At 52.0% G+C, this 21,985-nt stretch carries 17 protein-coding genes; 7 read left to right on the top strand and 10 right to left on the bottom strand.

Annotation, left to right across the window (positions count from 1 at the left end; genetic code table 11):
- Together ACYVI1_RS10530 and tpiA are read right to left on the bottom strand one after the other, a co-directional pair.
- The gene (locus ACYVI1_RS10530) at nt 1-528 is read right to left on the bottom strand and encodes a cupin domain-containing protein (protein WP_460909660.1); all 528 of its coding nucleotides are present in this window, start codon (nt 526-528) and stop codon (nt 1-3) included.
- An 83-nt stretch (nt 529-611) separates the two neighbouring features.
- A complete protein-coding gene (tpiA, locus tag ACYVI1_RS10525) occupies nt 612-1,376 on the bottom strand; it encodes a triose-phosphate isomerase (RefSeq protein WP_460909658.1) in 765 nt (254 codons plus the stop codon).
- A gap of 244 nt (nt 1,377-1,620) precedes the next feature.
- Here tpiA and ACYVI1_RS10520 point away from each other — a divergent pair, with 244 nt between their 5' ends.
- Nucleotides 1,621-2,883, top strand: coding sequence for an aspartyl protease family protein (locus tag ACYVI1_RS10520; RefSeq protein ID WP_460909656.1), 1,263 nt, complete (start codon nt 1,621-1,623; stop codon nt 2,881-2,883).
- Between the two features lie 65 nt (nt 2,884-2,948).
- Here ACYVI1_RS10520 and ACYVI1_RS10515 read toward each other — a convergent pair whose 3' ends face one another.
- Nucleotides 2,949-3,983 carry a sensor histidine kinase gene (locus tag ACYVI1_RS10515; RefSeq protein WP_460909654.1) on the bottom strand — a complete coding sequence of 345 codons (1,035 nt, stop codon included), beginning with the start codon at nt 3,981-3,983 and terminating at the stop codon, nt 2,949-2,951.
- A gap of 97 nt (nt 3,984-4,080) precedes the next feature.
- The gene (locus ACYVI1_RS10510; protein WP_460909652.1) at nt 4,081-4,788 is read right to left on the bottom strand and encodes a response regulator; all 708 of its coding nucleotides are present in this window, start codon (nt 4,786-4,788) and stop codon (nt 4,081-4,083) included.
- Between the two features lie 291 nt (nt 4,789-5,079).
- On the opposite strand from ACYVI1_RS10510, the gene ACYVI1_RS10505 reads away from it, so the two are divergent.
- The gene (locus ACYVI1_RS10505) at nt 5,080-6,255 is read left to right on the top strand and encodes an AI-2E family transporter (protein ID WP_460909650.1); all 1,176 of its coding nucleotides are present in this window, start codon (nt 5,080-5,082) and stop codon (nt 6,253-6,255) included.
- Nucleotides 6,256-6,278: 23 nt separating this feature from the next.
- On the opposite strand, the gene ACYVI1_RS10500 is transcribed toward ACYVI1_RS10505, so the two are convergent.
- The 5 genes from ACYVI1_RS10500 to ACYVI1_RS10480 form a co-directional block, all read right to left on the bottom strand.
- Complete coding sequence (locus ACYVI1_RS10500; protein WP_460909649.1) at nt 6,279-6,908, bottom strand: LON peptidase substrate-binding domain-containing protein; 630 nt, start codon at nt 6,906-6,908, stop codon at nt 6,279-6,281.
- A gap of 21 nt (nt 6,909-6,929) precedes the next feature.
- A complete protein-coding gene (locus ACYVI1_RS10495; protein ID WP_460909647.1) occupies nt 6,930-7,715 on the bottom strand; it encodes a cysteine hydrolase family protein in 786 nt (261 codons plus the stop codon).
- A 170-nt stretch (nt 7,716-7,885) separates the two neighbouring features.
- Nucleotides 7,886-8,938, bottom strand: a complete 1,053-nt coding sequence (locus ACYVI1_RS10490; protein ID WP_460909645.1) for an SDR family NAD(P)-dependent oxidoreductase — start codon at nt 8,936-8,938, stop codon at nt 7,886-7,888.
- A gap of 91 nt (nt 8,939-9,029) precedes the next feature.
- Nucleotides 9,030-10,187 (bottom strand): zinc-dependent alcohol dehydrogenase, encoded by a 1,158-nt coding sequence (locus tag ACYVI1_RS10485; protein WP_460909643.1) that lies wholly within the window; start codon nt 10,185-10,187, stop codon nt 9,030-9,032.
- A 196-nt stretch (nt 10,188-10,383) separates the two neighbouring features.
- On the bottom strand, nt 10,384-11,517 hold the full coding sequence (locus ACYVI1_RS10480) for an alpha/beta hydrolase (RefSeq protein ID WP_460909641.1): 1,134 nt from the start codon (nt 11,515-11,517) through the stop codon (nt 10,384-10,386).
- Between the two features lie 135 nt (nt 11,518-11,652).
- On the opposite strand from ACYVI1_RS10480, the gene prmA reads away from it, so the two are divergent.
- The 4 genes from prmA (at nt 11,653) to ACYVI1_RS10460 (ending at nt 19,955) form a co-directional block, all read left to right on the top strand.
- The gene (prmA, locus tag ACYVI1_RS10475; RefSeq protein WP_460909639.1) at nt 11,653-12,483 is read left to right on the top strand and encodes a 50S ribosomal protein L11 methyltransferase; all 831 of its coding nucleotides are present in this window, start codon (nt 11,653-11,655) and stop codon (nt 12,481-12,483) included.
- A gap of 226 nt (nt 12,484-12,709) precedes the next feature.
- Nucleotides 12,710-17,767 carry a hypothetical protein gene (locus ACYVI1_RS10470; protein ID WP_460909636.1) on the top strand — a complete coding sequence of 1,686 codons (5,058 nt, stop codon included), beginning with the start codon at nt 12,710-12,712 and terminating at the stop codon, nt 17,765-17,767.
- A gap of 113 nt (nt 17,768-17,880) precedes the next feature.
- The gene (locus ACYVI1_RS10465) at nt 17,881-18,816 is read left to right on the top strand and encodes a CPBP family intramembrane glutamic endopeptidase (protein WP_460909633.1); all 936 of its coding nucleotides are present in this window, start codon (nt 17,881-17,883) and stop codon (nt 18,814-18,816) included.
- Nucleotides 18,817-19,142: 326 nt separating this feature from the next.
- Complete coding sequence (locus tag ACYVI1_RS10460; protein WP_460909631.1) at nt 19,143-19,955, top strand: response regulator transcription factor; 813 nt, start codon at nt 19,143-19,145, stop codon at nt 19,953-19,955.
- Between the two features lie 8 nt (nt 19,956-19,963).
- Here ACYVI1_RS10460 and ACYVI1_RS10455 read toward each other — a convergent pair whose 3' ends face one another.
- A complete protein-coding gene (locus ACYVI1_RS10455; protein WP_460909629.1) occupies nt 19,964-20,434 on the bottom strand; it encodes a response regulator in 471 nt (156 codons plus the stop codon).
- Nucleotides 20,435-20,665: 231 nt separating this feature from the next.
- Between ACYVI1_RS10455 and ACYVI1_RS10450 the strand changes: the two genes are divergently transcribed.
- Entirely contained in the window at nt 20,666-21,946 is a 1,281-nt protein-coding gene (locus ACYVI1_RS10450) for a glycosyltransferase family 1 protein (RefSeq protein ID WP_460909627.1), read from the top strand.
- The last annotated feature ends 39 nt before the right edge of the window (nt 21,947-21,985 follow it).

The following is a 21,985-nucleotide window of genomic DNA, read 5'->3' as shown; positions in this document are numbered from 1 at the left end:
TTAAAGGGTCAACACCTCAACCACCTCCCGGTGCTGCGGAAACTCTTCCAGTAGCATAGCCCGGTCGGCCATGTCGAAATCGGCGAAATCGAAACCCGGCGCAACGGTGCAGCCAACTAATGAGAAAGCAGTGCCAGTAACGGTCGAATCCACGACGGTCGAATCCACGACGGGCCTGGCGCCGAACCAGCACCCCGCCGGAACAACTGCCTGAAATACCTCGCCCCGGTCGAGATTAGTACCCAGCCGAATAACGGTTAATGTGCTGTCTGGCTTGATAACGAAAATCTCCAGAGGGCCACCGGCGTAGAAATGCCATATTTCGTCGGAGTGGATGCGGTGGAACGCCGAAACGTGATGCTTTTCCAGCAAAAAATAAATGGCCGTTCCGAACGGCCGCGAGCCACGAAACCGTTCAGGCAAAGCCAACTGCGGAATGACCTCGGCCGAGCGATAGGTTTCCGCAAAGTAGCCGCCCTCCGGGTGAGGCTGCATGTGGAGGGTTTGGACGTAATACGCTGCGGTCATGATTAATGTTGAATGAGTGAATGGTAGAATGAGTGAATAGATTTTACGCCAGCTATTCACTCATTCTACCATTCACTCATTAATTATTGTGCCGCTTTTACCACCGTTGTGAAATCGCGCGATTTGAGGGAGGCTCCGCCAATTAACCCGCCGTCGACGTCGGGTTGGGCAAAGAGTTCAGCAGCGTTTTGGGCATTGGCACTGCCGCCATACAGAATACGGGTAGCCTGGGCTACCTCATCGCCGTAATGACCGGCAATGTGCCGACGTAGTTCAAAGTGCATATCCTGGGCCTGTGCCGATGACGCCGTTAGGCCCGTGCCAATGGCCCAGATGGGTTCGTAGGCAATCACCACCTTGCCAAATGACTCGGCGGAAAGATGGAACAGGCTTTCGGTGAGCTGCTTTTTTACAAAGCCAATGAAATCACCGTTTTCGCGTAAGTCGCGCGATTCGCCACAGCAAAAAATGGGTACCAGGCCGCTTTCGAGCGCACTGTTTACTTTTTCGGCTAATTGCGCGTTGGTTTCTTCATAATATTGCCGCCGTTCGCTATGACCCAGAATAACATACTCAACCCCAATGGACTGTAGCATAGCCGCAGAAATTTCGCCGGTATAGGCACCCGATGCTTTCTCGTGGCAGTTCTGCGCTCCCAGGAAAATTCGGCCACCGGGCGTTACATACTGTCGCGCCGTTGTCAGATAAAGAGCCGGTGGGCAAAGAACCACTTCAACCTCACCGACAACCTCATCTTTAATCATATTCACTACCTCCGACAGTAGCGCTTTGGCTTCGTCGGCGGTCTTGTTCATTTTCCAATTACCGGCAACAATTTTCGTACGCATAATAAATTAGTAAGTAATGAGGTCAAAATCAATTGTCTGAATTAAATGAGCAGGCCACTTGTTCCCTAATTCCGGGCGAAATTAGAGCTTTTCAACCGAACGAGTTCGCTACAGTTGGTCTAAATTTTGTTGACTCAGCACTAAGTAGAAATAACTGTATGCCAAACCCATAAACTAACTACATTTTTTTTGTGTTATTCGGATAATAAATGCGTAAATTCAATGTCTGTAAAGACGTTTAGGTATGAAAACGCTGCTGTTGATAATCGGACTGGTCTGTGCGGGCATAGCTGCGCGGGGAGATGATAATCAGCGCATACCCGATAAAGACCGCTACGGTTTTTTTATTACGGGCAATCGTACCTGGACACGCATCCCGTTTCAGCTTCATTCCAATCTGATTATCGTTCCGGTTCAAATCAATGGGTCCGATACGCTGCATTTTATTTTAGATACCGGCGTCAGTAACACCATCATCACCGACCCGTCAGCCTTTAAAAAGAAACCTCTGACGCTCACCCGTAAAGTTAAACTGAGTGGCGCAGGTGAAGGCGGCAACTTAACGGCGTCCATTGCTATCGACAATAACCTGAACCTGGGTGGATTGCGGGCGTCTCACCATAATCTGGTTATCCTGGACGAAGACATTCTGAAACTCTCAGAGTATGTCGGAACACCCGTACATGGGATTTTTGGGTACGAAATCTTTGCCAACTTCGTCGTAAATGTTGATTTCCAACGGCATGAAATTACGATTACGCGGCCCGATAAATACAAATACCGCAAACGGAAGGGCGACCGGTATCCCATTACAATTCAGGATACGAAAGCCTATACCGATGCCATATCGGTGTTTGATGGCGAAAAGGTATTGCCTCTGCGGGTAGTTTTAGACACGGGAGCCGGGCACGCGCTGCTGCTTGACCGGTCGCGCAGTACGGTGGCGATGCCGATGCCCGAAAAAAGCATTCGGGCGCAGTTGGGCCGGGGCCTGAATGGCGTCATTAACGGTTGCTTAGGCCGGATTCAGAAAATTCGCTTTGGCCGCTACGAACTCGACAATATTCTGGCTTCCTTTCCCGACAGCATGGCGTTCGGCATGAAGCTGGTGAACATGCCCGAACGGCAGGGAAATGTGGGCTGCGAGTTACTGCGCCGATTTGATGTCACCTTTAACTACCCCGACCAATACATTGTCATGAAGCCCATTAAACGGCTCATGCGGGAGAGTTTTGAACACGACATGAGCGGGCTTGAACTTCGGGCAAGGGGCGAACAGTATCGCAATTATTATGTCGATAAAATAGTTGATGGGTCGCCAGCCGCTATTGCGGGCTTAGAAGAAGGCGACGAAGTGCTGTTCGTTAATAACAACTCGACCAAAGACCTCACCATCAGTGAGATCTACAAAATGCTTCAGCGGGGTGAGGGGAAAGAAGTCTCCGTATTGGCCCGCCGAAACGGACAGATTCTTATCGCGCATTTTGTATTGAAACGACTTATCTGAGGGCAAAATTTCAAGTTTAAGGTTCCATTAGGTACACCAACCTGGAACTTGAACCGTTGAACGGTTTACTCCATCCGTTCCAGTTTAAACCGGAACGTAGTTCCCTTTTCTACTTTACTCATTACCGAAATTTTGGCTTTGTGTGCGTTCAGAATGTGCTTCACAATAGCCAGCCCCAGGCCCGTGCCGCCCCGATCTTTAGAACGGCTTTTCTCGACGCGGTAGAATCGCTCAAAAATTCGGCTCAGATGCTCCGGCGGAATACCGGGGCCATTATCGCGAACGGAGATGAGTATATGTTTTTTATCCTCTTCCAAATTGACCTGAACCCGCCCGTTTTCGTTACCATATTTTACGGCGTTCTCAATTAAATTGGTCATTACCTGCATGATACGCTGCGCGTCGGCTTTTACCCAAACCGGGCCAGGCTGTGGCCTTCTTAGCTGAAGTACTATGTGTTTCGTGCGCGTAATGGTTTCTAACTGGTCGAAAACCTCCTGGGTAATATGGGCGATGTCTACCCGCTCAAAACTCATTCGCACTTCGCCGGTTTCCAACTGCGAAAGAGCGACCAAATCCTTCACTAAGGCGTCGAGTCCATCCAGACTTTTGGCTGCTTTGGCCAGAAACTTGTCGCGAACGCGCTCGTCGTCAACAGCACCGTCGATGAGGGTATGAATGAACCCCTGCGCTGCAAAAATGGGCGTTTTCAATTCGTGCGACACATCGGCCAGAAACTCGCGCCGAAACTGCTCTAAACGCTTCAGTTCGTCGATTTCTTTTTGTTTCCGGGCTACATAAACGAAAATTTCGTCGTTCAGCTTCTTGAACGGATTGGTGTTCTTGATGATGGATTTACGGGTAATGGTAAAGTCGCGAATCTTCAGTTTGTGAATGGTTTTATACATTTTATTCACCTCGCGAAACACCAGGAGTTCGATGGCATACAGCACCAGAAAAAACGAGATGACAAATGAAGAAGCCCCCGCCACAAATAAAATGCTGCTGGTTACGCCGTCCACAAATGACAAAAATGCCAGCGTGAGCGCCGAAATCAGGCAGGCCAGCAAAAGCGCAATAACGCGGGGACTGAGGGACATCAGGTCAATGAGTGAATGAGCGAATGAGTGAATGAGTGAATAGAACACTCAGGCGCACAACGTATCGTAAAATTAATTCGCTCATTCACTAATTCACTCATTCATTTTGGTCGGTAAACATATAGCCCACGCCTTTGAGGGTTCGGATGTGCGTGTCGCCTATTTTTTCGCGGAGTTTACGGATGTGAACGTCTACCGTTCGTTCGAGCACGTAGATGTCGGCCCCCCAAATTTTCTGAAGCAGTTCTTCGCGGCTGAACACTTTGTTGGGGTGCTGGGCAAGAAAAAACAGCAATTCAAATTCTTTTTTTGGCAAAATGACCGATTTGTCATTCTGACTCACCGAATAATTTTTTCGGTTGATTATCAGTTCACTAATATTAATCTGTTCGCCCGGATCGGCTTTCTGCGCTTCGCGCCGAAACAGGGCGTTGATACGGCTCATCAGGGCGCGGGGCTTAATCGGCTTCATGATGTAATCATCGGCTCCCACGTCGAAAGCGGCCACTTCAGAATATTCTTCCGAGCGGGCCGTCAGGTAGAGAATATAGGTCTGGCGCAGTTCAGGAATATCGCGCAGTTGCCGGCCAGCTTCAATGCCATCCAGATGGGGCATCATAATGTCGAGCAAAACTAATTCGGGCAAATAGGTTTTGGCAACTTCGAGTGCTTTTCGGCCGTCGGTGGCCGTTCGGACATCATACCCCTCTTTGGCGAGGTTGTATTCGAGCATTTCAACGATGTCGGCGTCGTCGTCGACGACTAAAATCCGGTGTAGAGATTGAGCAGCTTTGGCAGCACTCATACGAAGTAAAGTTGGTGAGAATGAACTACTTGTTAGTAGCTTGCCGGTGTATTGGCAGCCCGAAGTTACGTGGGTTATCCGCAACGTTACCAATGCAAACCGAATACTTAACAAAAACTTAACAGCCCGCTCAGTAACCGGCACAGGGATTTTATCGGAAGCCGAGATCACAAATTCGCAATTAAACCTCATATTGCCACTGAACAAAGCTGAAAAGCATTGCGCTGGCGACGCAGGTAATCCTACCAACGGCCAGCCGGGCAGACGCATCATCGGTTGTTATCGACCATTATGGATAATCGCACAACGGAAGTGCAGCTTCCTTCTTATGTTAAGTTAGCCTGCACACTAATTTCTCTGGTCATTATTGCCTACAGCCTGCACGCACTGGCCGGGCTGCTGATTCCATTAGTGTTTGCCATCTTATTTTCTGTGTTACTGTTTCCGTTAGTGCAGCGGCTCGAAAACTGGCGGGTGCCCAGAGTGCTGGCTATTATGCTCTGCTTATTGCTGGCCCTGGGTGTGCTGACCGTCTTATTCTGGGCGATTTCGGTGCAAATCAGCAGCTTTGCTGAGGTGTTTCCGCAATTTGCGAAACGGGCAAATGAGTACATTAACAGCATTCGGACATTTGCCGACGAACAACTGAATATTGACCGCAAACGCCAGGTCGACGAAATTCGCAAATACCTGAATCAGGCATTAACCGAGGGTGGCGCCATTCTGACAAGCACATTACTGGCCACCACCAGTCTGCTCTCCAACGCGTTTCTAATTCTACTATTTGGCTTTTTTTTCCTGCTCTACCGCGATTTTTTCCGGTCATTCTTCTACAAAGTATTTAGTAACACCCGTCGGTCGAAGGTCGATCGTGTACTTGCGGGCATTTATGACGTGGTGAAAGACTACCTGGCCGGGCTGGTGCTGGTCATTTTGATTATTGGTACGCTGATGACCATCGGCCTACTTATTCTGGGCGTCGATTATGCCGTGTTCTTTGGGTTTCTGGGGGCCTGCTTAGTGCTGATACCTTATTTTGGTATTTCGCTGGGGTCTCTGTTACCGGCAGCGTATACGCTCATTACGCAGGACAATCCGCTCAAGGCGCTGGGAGTCATTGGCGTTTTTCTGTTTGTTCAGGCCCTGGAGGGTAATTTTATCACGCCCTACATTGTCGGCTCGAAGGTCAGTATCAATCCGCTGGCGGCCATTATTGTGCTGATTCTGTGGGAAAACGTCTGGGGTTTACCCGGCCTCGTGCTGGCCCTGCCCATGACCGCTATTCTGAAGGTTATTTTCGATTCAGTTGGCCCACTCAAGCCGTATGGGTTTTTGATTGGTGAGGCCGAAAAACCACGACCGCCCATAAAAAACCTACAGGAGTTAGCCGACCAACTTCCCAAACGGGTGAAAAAAGTCGGGAAGATGGAGGAGAAAGGTACAAAGAGTGAAAGAGTGAAAGAGTGACTTCCGCGTCAGCTTTTCGCTCTTTAAAAATTGAGCGGGTCGAGGTTCTTGAAATGGCCGTTCATGCGGATACGCTGCTTGGTGCGCTCCATGTCCGACACCACGGGCAGGACATTGTTGAGGTGCTGGATCAAAAAAAGCTGGCGTTCGGCTTCACTGTCGAGTGTCAATAAATCATACTCCTGCTCGACCGACAAGCCAACTTTATGTGCTACCCGATACGAGAAATTTTCGGCCTGTGGGGTATAGTCCGTTTCGATTTGCAGGAGACTATAAAGTTTTTCGAGACGTTCCGTCAGGGCTGATGCATGCGCGCTGAAACCGTCGCCGGGTTCAACTAATTCTACCTGACCACCAGCATAGAGTTTTCCGGCTACAGGATTCTCAAAATTTACCAACCGAAACACGCCCAAGCCTTTCGATTTGATGTCCATCCGGCCATCGGGGTAACGCTTGTGCAGCGTTGTCACGTGCATCTCAGTACCGTAGCCGGGCAATTTATTATTGATGAAGGCGGGAATGCCAAAGGTCCGCTCTTCTTCGATGCATTCGTTGATAAGCTGGCGATAGCGCGGTTCAAAAATATGCAGATTCAAATCCTCGCCGGGATAAACAATCAGACTGAGGGGAAACAGGGCAAGCGTCTTTTCCATAACGCCCAAAAGGTACGGTTTTTAATCGAAAACTGCTTCCGACTCCCTAAAACGAACTTTCCTGGCGCGGGCTTCGGCATAAATCGGGTCGGCGAGGTGCCCCAGACCTGTCACATCCGACATACAATCAGTTACAACGGATAGTTTTGGAATCAGTTCCGGCGCAAAATCCAGCATCTGTTTAAGACTATTGGCCACGCAGTGCGATTTGGCTTCTCCCATCAGATAAACGGTATCGAATCGGTTCAAATCGGCGATCAACGTTGTGTTGAGCTGCGTTTCGGGTATGGCGGGGTCCGGAACCTGCGCCCGAAAAATGCCAAAGTGTTCCGATAAGGGATATAACCCTTTTTGTAGGGCGATATAATCCCGATTACGCTGGCGCGACCAGTCTTTCAGCGCATCGAGCAGGGTGTCGTGCAAAGCAGCCCCTCTGGAGCCTATCAGGCAGTGTTCGGGCCAGATAAGGTGCGCGAATTGACCATCAGCGTCAAGATCATGAAGGTACTGACGGGCCTTATCGGGCGAAAACCGGGGAATCCAGCGTTCAGCATCGACATCTTCGGTGGTGATGCGCGTGAACGGGTCAGGGTGATTACCACCTGCATCCTGCCAGAACAGCGGATGAGCAATATCGAGCATCTGATGCGTATCGAGTGTAACGACGATATGGTCAATCTGGTCGGTATGTTGTTGAATAAGCCTGGCGATGCGGGCAATGTCCTGCTCCGCTCCCGGCACGAACAGGGAGCCATCCCGTTGGCAGAAGTCAAACTGGGCGTCGATAATCAAAAAAGCGTTTGTCATGGGGCAAAGTGAGCCATTGATGCAGTTAATTCACGCCCCAAATGTAGTGAACTCCACGGCTGAAGCTAAGCCGTAGTTTTGGCTTGGCCTGGCGTAAACGAACACAAAAAAAATAGTTCTTACCCAGCCCATGAAAAAGCTACGTAAGAACCATTCGCCATTCGCAGCGATTAAGCCAGCGCATCCTCAACGGTTTCTTTAGCGTTTTGATAAACGCCTTTCACCGAATCGCCTACCGACGCCATTGCCTTTTTCGCCGATTTGCCCGCGTTGTAGGCCTTATAGCGATACCGGGCTTTGTCGTAGGTGCTGATGGGTATGACCGACGAACGATTACGGGCCAATAGCCAGATGCCCGTGAGCACCAATGCGCCCACCACAATGGCCATGGTGGCTTGTTTTTGCTGCTGATCGGCTTCTTCTTTAGGCATCATATCCCGCCGGGCGTTGGCTGCCACCAACGGGTCGGGCAGAATATGCGCCATCGCTACCCGTGCTTTGTTCATCCAACCCGCCACAACATGGTCATCGCCTGCCATCAGGGCGTCGTAGCCAACTTTTGCAACGTCGGCGGGGTTGGCCGTTTTATTTGGATCGGCTCCTTTAACATGAGCAGCTCCAGCCGTTTTAAAGAAGTTGGTGTTTGTTGCCCCCGGCATGAGTACCGTAATGGTGACGTTGGAACCGTTGCCTTTCAGTTCGCTGCGAATTGACTCCCCAAAGGACTTAATAAACGCTTTCGTTGCTCCATACACGGCCATCATCGGACTGGGCGCAACCGACACCTCCGACCCCAGCATCAGAATCTTGCCATCGTTGCGGGCGACCATGTCTTTCAGATATAGCTTGGTCAGATGCATCAGCGCCGTGGCGTTGGTCTGAACAATATCCAGCTCGCGTTGCAGGTCGGTTTCCGTGGCAAATTGGCCGTACTCACCGAAACCTGCATCATTAACTAAAACATCAATTTGCAACCCTTTTTCATTGGTCTCAGCATAGATTTCGTCGGGCGCTTTGGGGTCCGACAGGTCTTTACTTAGAATGGTTGTCTGGGTGCCGTACTGATTCTGAAAATTACCGGCTTGTTGCTCCAGGGTATCTTCATCGCGGCCAACGAGCACTAAATTATAGCCATCTTTGGCAAAGAGCCGGGTTAATTCACGACCAATGCCACTGGATGCGCCCGTGATAAGGGCTGTTTTAGCATTTTGTTGGGTTTCCATTTGTTCAGTGTATGACTAAAGTTTATGATTTAAAAGCTGTTTGGGTTAGCTGACGCTGGGTTGCCTTTGTGCCAGCTAAGTCTAAATTTTTTTAAGGTTTGAGAACTACTTTCGTGCAGTCGTCTTCTTTTTTCTTGAAGATGTCGTAGGCCCGCGAAATCTCGGTTAAGGGCAGCACATGCGAGACAATATCATCGAGCACCACTTTGCCCTGTACGACCAAATCCAGCAGGTGATCAATGTTCTTGTGAACAAACGACTGTCCCATTCGCATCGTTATGCCCTTGTCGAACATCCGGCCAATCGGGAAGTTGTCAAACGGAGTACCATAAACGCCAACTACCGACACAACACCGCCCCGACGCACCGCCCGAAAGCATGTTTCCAGAACGCTGATTGTGCCTTTTTCGAGATTGATGACGGCTTTAGCCCGGTCGAGCAGAGACCGGTCGGCCTCCATACCCACCGCATCTACGCAGAGGTCGGCCCCGCGCCCTTCAGTCATGCTGCGAATAGCCTCGACAATGTCGACGTCATTCGGGTTGAGCGTTTCCACGTTGTTTACCCGTTTGGCCCGTTCCAGCCGGTAGTTGACCGTATCGATGGCAATGACCCGACCAGCGCCCTGTATCCAGGCCGATTTCTGCGCCATAAGACCCACCGGGCCCGATCCGAAAATAGCGACCGTTTCGCCCCCTTTCAGTTCGCCCCATTCGATGGAACTCCAGCCGGTTGGGAAAATATCACTCAGAAACAGCACCTGCTCATCTTTGAGTTGTTCGGGTACGTGGCGCAGGCCATAGTCGGCATAGGGCACCCGCACCGCTTCGGCCTGCCCGCCATTGTAGCCGCCATACAGGTCGGAATACCCAAAGAGCGCCCCGCCTTTTTCGGATAGCAAACCACCGTCCGGCCCGTAGGCCTCATGATTGGAGTTTTCGCAGTGCATCTGGAGGTTATGCTCACAGAAGTAACACTTGCCACAGGAGATGGTAAAAGGCACCACCACGCGGTCGCCTTTCCTGAGATTCGTCACGCCTGAACCAACATCTTCCACGATGCCCATAAACTCGTGACCGAGCACTTCCGGGCGGAGTTGTGGCAAAAACCCGTTGTAAATGTGAAGGTCAGAGCCACAGATGGCGGTGGACGTAATGCGAATAATGGCGTCGCGGGAGTCTTCAATTTTGGGATCATCAACGTGTTCATAACGGATGTCGCCCACTTTGTGAAATACGGCTGCCTTCATGAGGAGAAAAGAAAATGAATGAATTGAGTAAATCAGGTAATGAACACTACCTCTAACGGCCAATGATTCGATTGGTTTACTAAACTAATTCAACGGATGGAGTTAGCCGACTGCTGCCTGGGCTTGCCAGCAGCCCAACGGCCCGCCCGTAGATATAGACAGGCCGTTGGGGAGAAGTTTATAACAAAGCGAGTGGTTATTTAAATGCCTGACGCAGTTGCGTAGCGGCCAGTTCCTGCGCCTGCTGCGCTTCCGGCAAAATGGCATACATACCAAAAAACTCATGCGTAACACCCGCGTAGAGCCGGTACGTAACGGGTACATTAAGCGCCTGCAACTTATCACGCAACTGCATCCCTTCGGTCTGTAACGGGTCAATTTCGGCAGCGATGATTGTTGTGGGGGCCAGCCCACTCAAATTAGCCGTGCTGGGCTTAAGTGGGTCGTCTACCAACGAAATCAGCGGACTGTCGCCATCGGCAGGTGTGTTAAAATAATTCGCCGTGAAATACTCCACCAATGGGCGATTGAGCGGTTTAGCATTCGCATACTTGTTATAAGAGTCTGTGAACAGGTAATTGTTGGCCACCGGGAATACCGACAGAATATGCACGGGTGGTATGCCCTGATCGCGAGCCATCATAGCAACTGTAATGGCCATATTGCCCCCGGCGCTTTCGCCGGCCACGGCTACTTTAGCGGGGTTGCCGTTGATGGTTGCCGCGTTGTTTTTCACCCACTGATAAGCCGCAAAAGCGTCATTATGCGCCGTCGGAAACTTGTTCTCGGGCGCGAGCCGGTAATCGACCGAAACGACGACAGCGTTGACTTCTTCGGCCAGGGCCAGCGTTGAGTATTCATACACCTCCGGGCTGCCAATAACCCAGCCCCCCCCATGGTAGTAAACGATAACCGGCAACGGACCCGCCGGTGCGTTGTTGGGCGTATAAACCACAATCCGAATGGGAACACCCCCAGCCCCTGGAATCATGCGCTGGCTCACCGTGACGTTGGCCGTTGGACGTGGAATTTTGTTCTTGTCGAGTAGCGAGTTGACCGCATCCTTAAACGAGGGCTGTTTCCGAGCCTCTGGCGGAGGCAGCAAATTGAGTGGGGTTGGGCTAAGTCGCCCCAGTTCCTCAATAACAGCCAGATTCTGCGGGGTGATGGTCGGCCCCCAATCGGGCTTTGGGCTGTTGGACTGGATCGACTGCCCCGGCAGCGGTGCGCGGTGGTCTTCGCAGGAGATGAGAGCTAAGGTGACGAAACATGCGGCCACCGGGCGGAGCCAGCGAAGGTTCCCTTTTTGTTTTACGTGGAGTTGACTCATATACGTGGAGTATTTTTTTGCACCCTAACTGAATGAGTGAGCCAGGGGTTTTCGTAAAATGAGGATACGGCGTTAGTTAACCGGGGCCGAAACAGAATCTAAAATGAACTTATCCCTTTTTTGTTACTTTGACCCATGAATTACATTGAACTCCAACTGAGCGTGTCGCCCGACTATACCGACATCCTCACCGCCGAACTGGCCGAGCTTGGCTTCGAGTCATTTGTTGATACCGACGAAGGCCTGAACGCCTACATCACCGAACCTGATTTCGATGAGAAAGCCATCCAGGAATTGATTACGAAATACGAACCGCAGACCGCAATAGCCTATCAAGTCAGTTCGTTAGAGAAACGAAACTGGAACGCCGAGTGGGAACGCGAATATGAGCCGATAGACGTGGCGGGTCAAGTCCGGGTCCGGGCATCCTTCCATCAGTCGGATGCCCGGTTTCGTTATGACATTATTGTCAACCCGAAAATGTCGTTCGGGACGGGGCATCACGAAACAACAGCCATGATGCTGGAACAGGAGCTTAGCCTCGATTTTTCCCGGAAAACAGTGCTCGATGTAGGCAGCGGTACGGGCATCCTGGCGATCCTGGCGGCCAAAATGGGGGCCACCGCCGTGCTGGCCTTCGACATTGAGGAATGGGCCGTTGAAAACGCCCGCGAAAACGCTGACGTAAATACCTGCCCACAGGTTACTGTGTTTCAGGGAACGATTAACGATGTTAACCCGGCTAATCAGTACGACATCGTGCTTGCTAACATCAACCGGAACGTGCTGCTGGCTGAAATTCCCACCTATGCGACGTTGTTGAGACAAAATGGGCATCTTGTCGTTAGTGGTTTTTATGAACACGATGCGCCCGACATCGAGCAAAAAGCAGTTGACGCCGGACTGGTCGTGACCAATCGGGCAACTATGAACCAATGGACTTCGTTGTCATTTTATAAACGTTGATGGAATAGTCAATCCGTGTTCCCATCAGCCATCGACTATGAATCGTATTTATTGTACTCTGATTCTTACACTTGTCCGGGGGTTGTGTCCTCACAGACCTCATTCGCGTCAGCAATCGTTTGCAAGGTCTGTGAGGACACAGACCTCGGTGGCACTGTTATTTTTTTTAACAGTATCGTCTACGTTCGGTCAGGCGGTTCGGCTTTCCGATAAGCCTGAGCAGTTTATGGACGAGCTACAAAAGCTGATGGCAACCGGCGGACCGGCGGGCGTTCGGGCGGGCACAAACCTGCAGTCGCTCTGGACTGAAAACCGCTTGTCGGCCCAACAGCAGGAGCGCGTGATGACCCTGAGTCGAAAAATGAACCAGAAACGACTTCAGGCAGCTACGTACTTTGTTCCCTTCTACGAATCCCTTTACCTCGCGGCCCAGCAACAACCCGCCACCAACATCGACGGCCTGCTTACCGTGGCCGAAAAACTGGTTGAGGCCAACGACCCCAAAACGCTTGCCCGCAGTTTGGAAACCACCCGGCGATTCCTGGAGCGGCATGAACTCTACGCCAGCACCTACAATAAACTCTACGCCCTGGGTGGCTCATTTGAGTTTCGCTTCGTCGAACGGATGCAGCCACTTCAACCGGGTGCAGTTCAAACCCCCGCCGACTCCATTGCCGCGGCTAAAGCGGCTGCCGAACGGTCTCGCTTCGATGGCTGGGATACGCCAGCCACCTCCGACTCTACGCAGCCGCGTTCGCTGGGTGTTCAATACATTCCACAGCGCCGTCCAATTCCGGCGGTTTCGGGGGCGGTTATCAGCCTGAAGGACGTAACGCTGGCCATGATTGCCAACGGTGATTCGGCAGTTTTAGCCAATACCAACGGCGATTTGATGCTTAAAGAAGGCGTTCTGGTTGGGCAGGGCGGCAAATTCACCTGGGCAACAGCCGGTCGGCCCGATATTTTTGTGACCCTGAGCGAGTATGCCTTCCCGATCATAAGCCCGCGTTTGCAGGCCGACGACGTGACGCTAACCTATGCGACGCAGGCGGGCGCATCGGCCAAACCCATCAAAGGCGTATTTGAATACGTTAGCAGGAAGAAAGGGGGGCCAGTTACCTACCCGCGCTTTATGTCGTGGCAAAATGACGTAAAACTGCCGGACTTAGGCCCAGATGTGGACTATCGGGGCGGTTTGGCCCTGTCGGGAACGCAGGTGGTTGGCGCATCGGCCAGCGGACAACCCGCGCAGATAACGGTGAAGTACAATGGCAAGCCTGCCTTTAAGGCCAGTAGCCGCCGGTTCGATTTCAGCGTGAGCGATTCAACCGGGTTTGGCGGCAAGCCGACAGATTCAACGCAGGTAGGCCCGGCTCAGGGTGGCTTCAACACGACAGAGCCAGTAAAGTCTGCAAAATCTGCCGGTTCCCGCCCGATGATTACGGCCAGTTCGGTCGCGTTCGTAGGCTATGTTGATACAGACTCCATTACACACCCGTCGGTGACGTTCCGCTACGACAAAAACCAGCGCATTGCCTGGCTCGACCGTCAGCAGCGCACCGAGTACGCCCGCGTTCCGTATGCCGACTCGTACCATAAATTCTACATTATGCCCGAAGTAGTGCGTTGGGATTTACCCCGCCGAAAAGTGGATTTTTATCAGGTTGGCGCCAAGCGGGAAGTGCCGGTGCGCTTCGAGTCGTTCGATTATTTCCAGCCGCAGCGTTATACCGACCTGACGGTCGACTATGGTTTTCACCCGCTGCAAATCGTCGCTAACTACATCTCGACCACAAAGCAGCAAACCTTTTATGACGACGATATTACGCAGTCGGCCAAAACGGTTAGTCCGGTGGCCCTGCGGGGTGCATTGGGCCGTATGGTGCTGGAAGGCTACCTCGACCGCGACCCGGTTACTGCTCAGATGCGCCTGAGCCGAAAAGGGTATCTGTATGTGTTGGCCTACACCCAGAAACGCGATTATGATAATTTCCAGGTTCAGTCGCTGTTTGCGTCGAATGACAGCATCAAAAATGCAAGCATTAACCTCGACGACAAAATTCTGACGATTCGGGGAGTAGACCGGTTTACCCTGTCCGACTCGCTGAAAATCGTTGGCTTCCCCTCCGACAAGATGCTTCGGGTGGGCAAGGGCCGGTCGTTTACGCTAAACGGTCAGCTTAAGGCGGGCAATCAGCGCTACGCGGGCCGCGACCTTAAATTCGACTACGATAAGTTCGGCATGAGCCTCAACAAGATTGATTCCATTACCTTCTCGTCGCAGAAACTGGCGGCTGAGGGCAAAGAGGGGGAGATTGGGGGCGACATAAAATACGAAAACTCAGGAACAGTTTATCTGGGCAGCGCCGATAATAAATCCGGGCGGATAGCGGGCAAAAAAACCACGCAGCGCCTGGTTATGCCCGAAGGCATGACCGTTTATTTCAATCAGCCCGTTCGCGGCAACCTTACCTACAATCAGAAAGTCTATTTCAAAATCCCGGCCATCGACAACGACAGCCTCGGCAAAGGCGACATCGCTTTTATCGGCACGTTTTACTCCGACGGTATTTTTCCGCCCTTCAAAGCCGAACTCAAAACCATGCCCGACAATACGCTCGGGTTTGTGCATAAGGCCCCCGCTACCGGCTACCCCGTGTACAGTGGCCGGAAAGGAGCCGCCCCGTCGAACGTGAAGTTTACCGGCGAACTGACGATGGACAAGAGTGGCCTGCACGCTGAGGGCGTTCTTAACCACCTGACAGCCAGCCTGAACACAACGGGCATGGTGTTCATGACCGATTCGCTGCTGGCCTCCGGCGACAAGGGCGAGATTAAAGAAGGCGCGCTGGGAAAAGTGGGGGCTTCGCAGGTCTATTTTCCGCAGGTGCAGTTGAACAATTTCAGCCTCAAATGGTGGCCCAAAGCCGACAGCATGGTCATTACGACTCAGAAAAATAAGTTCAACTTCTACAATGCCACCACCAACCTCGAAGGCGGGCTGGTGCTGCGCTCATTGGGGCTGTTTGGCAACGGCACCCTGCGCCGGAAAGATTCAGAAGCCATCTCCAGCAGCATCAAGTTTAACAAAGAGGGATTTATCGCCAGCAACGCTCAGTATAAAATCCTGGCAGACAAAGAAATTCCCGGCACACCCGTCGGTAAACCAATCCTGCTGGGAAATGGCATCGACGTAGATTTCAATCAGGTAAAAGGACTTGTGGGGTTGTCAATCAATAAAAAAGAAAGCCTCGGCGATACCGTGCAGGCAAGTATGGAATTCCCCTTTGCCGCCTACAAAACCAACATCAACCGGGCGCAGTGGAACATAAACGCCAAGACTATAGCCATGAAAGGGGACGTAAAAACCTCCACGTTCACGGCCATGGCAGAAGAGCAGGAGGGCATGACGTTCAACGCATCGGGGGCGATGTATGACACCGAAAAACGAACGCTGAATATTACCGGCGTACCGTATGTGATTTCGGCGGATGCCCGCATTTATCCCGATAAAGGTTTAGTGGCCATTCGCCGGAACGGAGAGATGATGCCCCTGAAAAATGCCCGGCTGGAGTTAGACACCATCAACCTGTTCCACCGGCTCAGGAACGGAAATATCCAGATTCTCTCCCGGACGCGCTTCGCCGGTGATGCGACCTATCAGTTCGCCACGGCCAAAGGCGACACGGCCAGTATTAAAATGGGCAGTTTCGAGTTGAAAGAAGCGCCAGCCGTAGCCGTGACGAAGCCTGAACCAACCTCACTGACGGCGGACACTAAGAAATCGGCCCGCAGCAAGCGGGCTGCTGCTCCGAAAGCAGCAAAAACCTATTTCACCATTGCCCGTGCCGAGGTTGACGAGACTGATAACCTGCAATTAGCCCCGAAAATGCTGTTTAAAGGGAACATATCCATGCAGGCTCCCTCGCCCGATTTAGCGATGGAAGGCTTTATCAAGCCCGCCCTGAAAAAACGCCGGGACCTCGTGGGCGGCTGGATTCCATTCAAAGAGAAAGTCGCCGAACGGCTTGAAATAAAGGTGGATAAAGCCCTCAAAAACGAAGGAGGGCGGCAGTTGGTCGCCGGTATTCATTTTCGGGTCGGCAACGCGGGCCTGTATCCAACATTCCTTTCGCCAAAAGAAGACTCACGGGATGATGACCTTTTTTCGGCAACGGGCATCATGCGCTACGACGAGAAAGACAAAGTATACCGGATTACCTCGAAAGCCAGTGACCTGCCCACCGAACCGACAGCCCTCGCAGCCGCTCCGGCACCAACAACCACCAATAGCGCGAAGACGGATAGCGCAAAGACCAGCATCGCTAAGACCGATAGTATGAAGGTCGACAGCACGGCGACCCTGGCCACAACCGAAAGTACCGACGAGGTAGAGAACGCCTTCATGTTCAACGATGCACGCGGACTGATGACGTTTAAGGGCAAAATAAACCTGATGAACACGGCCCCCAACGAATACCTGCTATCGGCGGGATCGGCGCGGATTAACATCGACAGCAGCCAGTATCGGTTCAACACACTGCTTGCGTTTGCGTTTCCGGTGCCGGACCCGATAAACGCGCTTATTTCCGATAAGCTGGTCAAAACGAACCTCGAGGAAAAGAATGACGAAGCCGCAGATGACGACCTGAACCGGCTTTCGGATAAATTGGTGCCGCTGATTGGCCAGCAGGCGGTGGATAGTTATCGGGTTAAGGCGCAGAATCAGCACGCTCCGTTAAGTCAGGCGTCGCCAAAGCTGAACGCCATGCTCGTGCTGGCGAATGCCAATCTCCGCTGGTCCGACAAGTTTAATTCGTTTTACAGCACCGGGCGGCTCGGCGTATCGAATATTATGGCAACCGACATTAACGCCCAACTGGACGGCTTTATCGAAATCAGGAAGACGGGCAATGGCGATGAAGCCAGCATTTACCTCGAATCGTCGCCCGATGTGTGGGTGTTCTACGATTACAGGCCGGGCAGCACGCCCACCTCGCGCGGCCAGTTGGCCATCGTGACCTCCGAACAGGATATCAACGACCGATTGCTGGCCAGCAGCAAAAACAGTGCAAAAACCGCACTCGACGTGGTGGCGGCTACGGCTGACGAGAAAACGATTTTTGTTGACCGCTATCTCGACCAGTACAAAACCAAAGCCAAACCCGCCCCAAAACCGAAAGTACTCCCAGGCGAATCCACGCGGGGCCAGAAGGTTGTGAAAGACGAGAAAAAGAAAGACGAGAAGAAAAAAGACAAGGAAGCCGAGAAAGAAGGGTTCTGATTTCTGTTTATTTGTCATAAATATTCGGTTTACTTTGTCTGTGCTGAATGCATTCCCTACCGGTAAGGTGTCTGTGAGGACACAGACACGGGGAGCAGTTAGCTCATACTACCGTGAAATCCCTCTGGCAAGACCTGCGCCTGCATCTCCGTACTGATTTCCGGCCCGACCTTTACGCGGCAACGGCACTCTGGGCCGCACTGCTGCTCACCGTAAATTTTTACGTCGACCTCGAAGACCGCTACATCGACTCGTTTCAGGGGAAACCCCTCTGGCCGGTGCTCTATTTCCTACTGTATGCTACAGCCTATTACGTCAGCGTTTGGCTCTGGACGCATTATCACCGACGGCCCGGCATCTGGCGAAACCGCGACTTCTGGCTCCGCTCCGGGGTTGCCTTACTGAGCTATTCCATCTATGCTGGCTTTTGGGGGCACAGCGAATGGAGTCGACAATTGTTTGACGGGCAGATTTACGTCTTTGCCTACTACTGCCTGCACAACCTGCAATCGGTGTTAACCATTGTGTTGCCGCTGTATCTGTTTTATAAACTGGCAGACCCGTATCCGAGTAATTTCTATGGCATTGCGCCCAAACGGAAAGGCTTAGTGCTCTATGCAATTCTGCTGGCCCTGATGATTCCGTTGATTACGCTGGCCTCCTTCCAGCCCGATTTTCTGCAATCCTACCCGACCTACCGCGACACTAACGCCAATGAATTCTTCGGTGTGCCAGAGTGGGTAACCGCCCTCGTTTATGAACTTTGCTACGGCTGGGACTTTGTACCTACCGAGTTGATGTTCCGGGGTTTTCTGGTGATTGGCATGAGCCGGGTCCTGGGGGGTGGAGCAGTACTGCCCATGGTGATTTGGTATTGCGCCATTCACTTTGGCCGACCCTTAGGCGAGGCCGTTTCGTCCTTATTCGGCGGGTATTTACTGGGAGTGCTGGCCCTCAGCACGCGCAGCATCTGGGGTGGCCTGCTCATTCACGTTGGCATTGCCTGGGGCATGGAAATGGCAGCTTTTTTGCAAAGCGGGGGGCGGTAGAGTAGGGTTCAGCAGTTAGGCGTGTCTTGTCCTTAGCAACTATGGCCTGACTGAGTGCTTCCTTGAAAGAGTACATAAACGCATCAATCAGGTAGTCATACAGGCTTAGTTTCCACGTTCGCCACGATTACAGGCAAGTCGCTTAAACTAACCGGCGACTCGTTGGTTAAATAGAAGTTCCATGGCCTGGCCCAGAACACCTCTCCCTCGCTTTCTGTAAGCGTGAATAGGTTCATTGTTGGTTAGATACGAACCAGCCCATTTATGCCTGATGAAGTTGGAGTGGTCGTCGCTAAGAATGTTGAAAACAAAAACTAAACCGTCGGGTGCCCGCTATCAGCCAACTTCTCGAACATCCATCGTTAATTGCTTACTTCGCCGGCGCGAATAATTATACGTGGCTTCGGTTCCGAAATGGCGAACGGCGACTGCTGTCTAAGCCGTTGACGTATTTTGAAGAACGCTTACCTGAATTTGTCAGGATTCATAAAACAGCGCTCATTAACCCGGCCTGTGTCGGCCGTCTACAGCATCCACCCCATCCTAAGATGCCCGGCACTGTAGAGATGCAGGACGGAACCGAGCTGCCGGTGAGCCGTCGGCGCTGGAACGATGTAAGCCGATTGCTGCAAAGTAATGTAGAGGAAGCCAGCCCAGACTTGGTTTCGCCCAACGAACTGACTGACGGTGAGCGGGATCTAAACATGGGCATTCCCTATACGACGCCCCCGCTGGCGGTGCTGGCAGTTATGGAGAGCAATAGCCTTCGGATAACCCGCCAATGCATCGAAGCCTTTGGTCTGCCCTTTCGGCTGCATCATCTCGAATGGGGCGTTGAACTGGCCAACGCCTTGCTGCTCAATCCGGCTCAGGATCGGCCCGCCCTGATTCTGCTGGATGCCCGAATGAACTGGCCAGATCGAATTCTGACGCTGCGGGCGCTCAAAAGCCACGCCAGATTGCGGGCCATTCCGGTAGTTTGGCTGACCTCTCCCGGCGACGATACGATGCAGGCTTATACGCTACAGGCTAACTCCGTGGTGGTGGTTCCCAATGAACCGGAATCATTCGTGCAGGCCATCGAACAACTCTGCCGCTACTGGCTTATGCTGGTTCAACTCCCACCGGAACGCAGCTAAGCAGGAAGTTAAAACAAGGAAACCCCGGCTTTGGGCAGCGTAACGGTTTCCCACCAGTAGCTGCGAAGTGTCCGAAAATACTCCAGCCAATTATCGAAATTACCCGGCTTGATTATGTACGACGAGCAGCCCCGTTCATACGCTTCGGCAATATCGGCGGGGCTGGTTGAATTGCTCAGCAACACCACCGGTATTTTCCCTAAAGCGGTCGGAATAGCCTTAATTTGCTCCAGCAATCGCCAGCCGGTCGTCCGGTCAGGTAAATACAGATCAAGCAGAATTAATTTGGGCACGTCCCACTCTTCCAGTCGGCATGTATCAAAATACGCAACGGCTTCTTCTTCGCTGGCAACTAATATAATCCTCACCTCGGGCAAACACTGCCGGGCGGCATTAGCAATAATAACCCTATGGTCAGAGCTATCGTCAATAATAAGTAATGTGGCATTTTTAAAATTTTCGCGGCTCGTTGCGATCATAAAAGTATCTGCAAAACATTCATCTGACGAAGCAGGTTATTATAACAAATGTACACGATAATTAGCATATAAAAATGATAGGGTAGTAACCGTTCCCTCACTTTTTATCGGAGGTCAATTACCTGATCCTGCCTCTGGTGTTTACTGAAAAAGAACGCTTCATCAACGGAGCCTGATGGTTTCTGCTTCGTTGGCCCTAAAGTAAGCAACACTCAACGACCCAAAACAATTATGGATGACTTAAACGAATTACTCGAATCCCCTTCATCAACAGCAACTCCACACATAAACTTAGGCAGCGGTTTATCCTCAACGGCAAGACCAACAGACCGGCTTATTAAGCCAGGTACCCTCAATGAACTCAATGATCTGGTTTGCTTCTCGCACCTGCGCTGGAACTTTGTTTACCAGAGGCCACAGCACCTGCTTAGCCGGGCCGCCCGGCGCTGGCGGGTGTGGTACATCGAGGAACCGGTCTGGAGCGATACCCCTGGCTTAGTGGTACGTCAGGTAAGCCACCAGCTTTCGGTGGTGGTTCCCCACCTGTCCCATGGCACCGGCCCGGATGAAGCCATTCGGCAACAACGGGCAATGGTCGACCAACTCCTCTCCGAACAACGCATTCATAACTACGCGTTGTGGTATTACACACCGATGGCCCTGTCCTTCAGCGACCACCTCCAGCCCCGGCTAACGGTATTTGACTGCATGGATGAACTGTCGGCTTTTCTGGGCGCGCCCCCATTGCTCATTGAGCAGGAACGTCGGTTGATAAATCGGGCTGATGTCATCTTCACGGGGGGCTACAGTCTCTACGAGGCAAAGCAAAAACGCCACCCGGAAGTCTATGCGTTTCCGAGCTGCATTGATTACGAGCATTTCGCTCAGGCCCGGTCAATCCAGAATAAGTCTGGCCTGGGTCCCTCAACAGACCAACAGCCTGGCCTGCCTAACCCAACAGACCAGCAAGCCATTCAGGGGCCACGAATTGGGTATAGTGGCGTTCTTGATGAGCGGCTGGACCTGACCCTCATTTCTGAATTAGCTCACCGTCGGCCCGACTGGCAGTTCGTTTTTCTGGGCCCAGTCGTCAAGATCAATCCAAATGACTTGCCGAAGGGACCGAACCTGCACTATCTGGGCATGAAAGCCTACAACGACCTCCCCGCTTATTTTAGCAACTGGCAGGCAGCCATGATGCCCTTTGCCATTAACGAGGCTACCCGGTACATCAGCCCCACCAAAACGCCAGAATATTTAGCGGCTGGCCTGCCGGTGGTATCAACGCCCATTCGCGACGTCCTGCGTACTTATGGCAGTTGGGACCGCGTTGTCATTGCCGATTCGGTTTCAGCGTTTGAAAATGGCCTATCGGTAGTACTGAATAACTCGGTGGGAGTCGACCACCCCGAACTGGACCGCTTCCTGCGCGAGCAATCCTGGAAAAATACCTGGGAGCACATGCAGCGCATTCTGAACGGGCACCTGCAAACTGTGTCCCGGGAACAGTAAAAAATAGGTAGTAGCTGGCAACCATACGAGACGCCCCGA

This window comes from Spirosoma areae, assembly GCF_054781775.1.
This window is presented reverse-complemented; position numbering and strand designations above follow the sequence as displayed.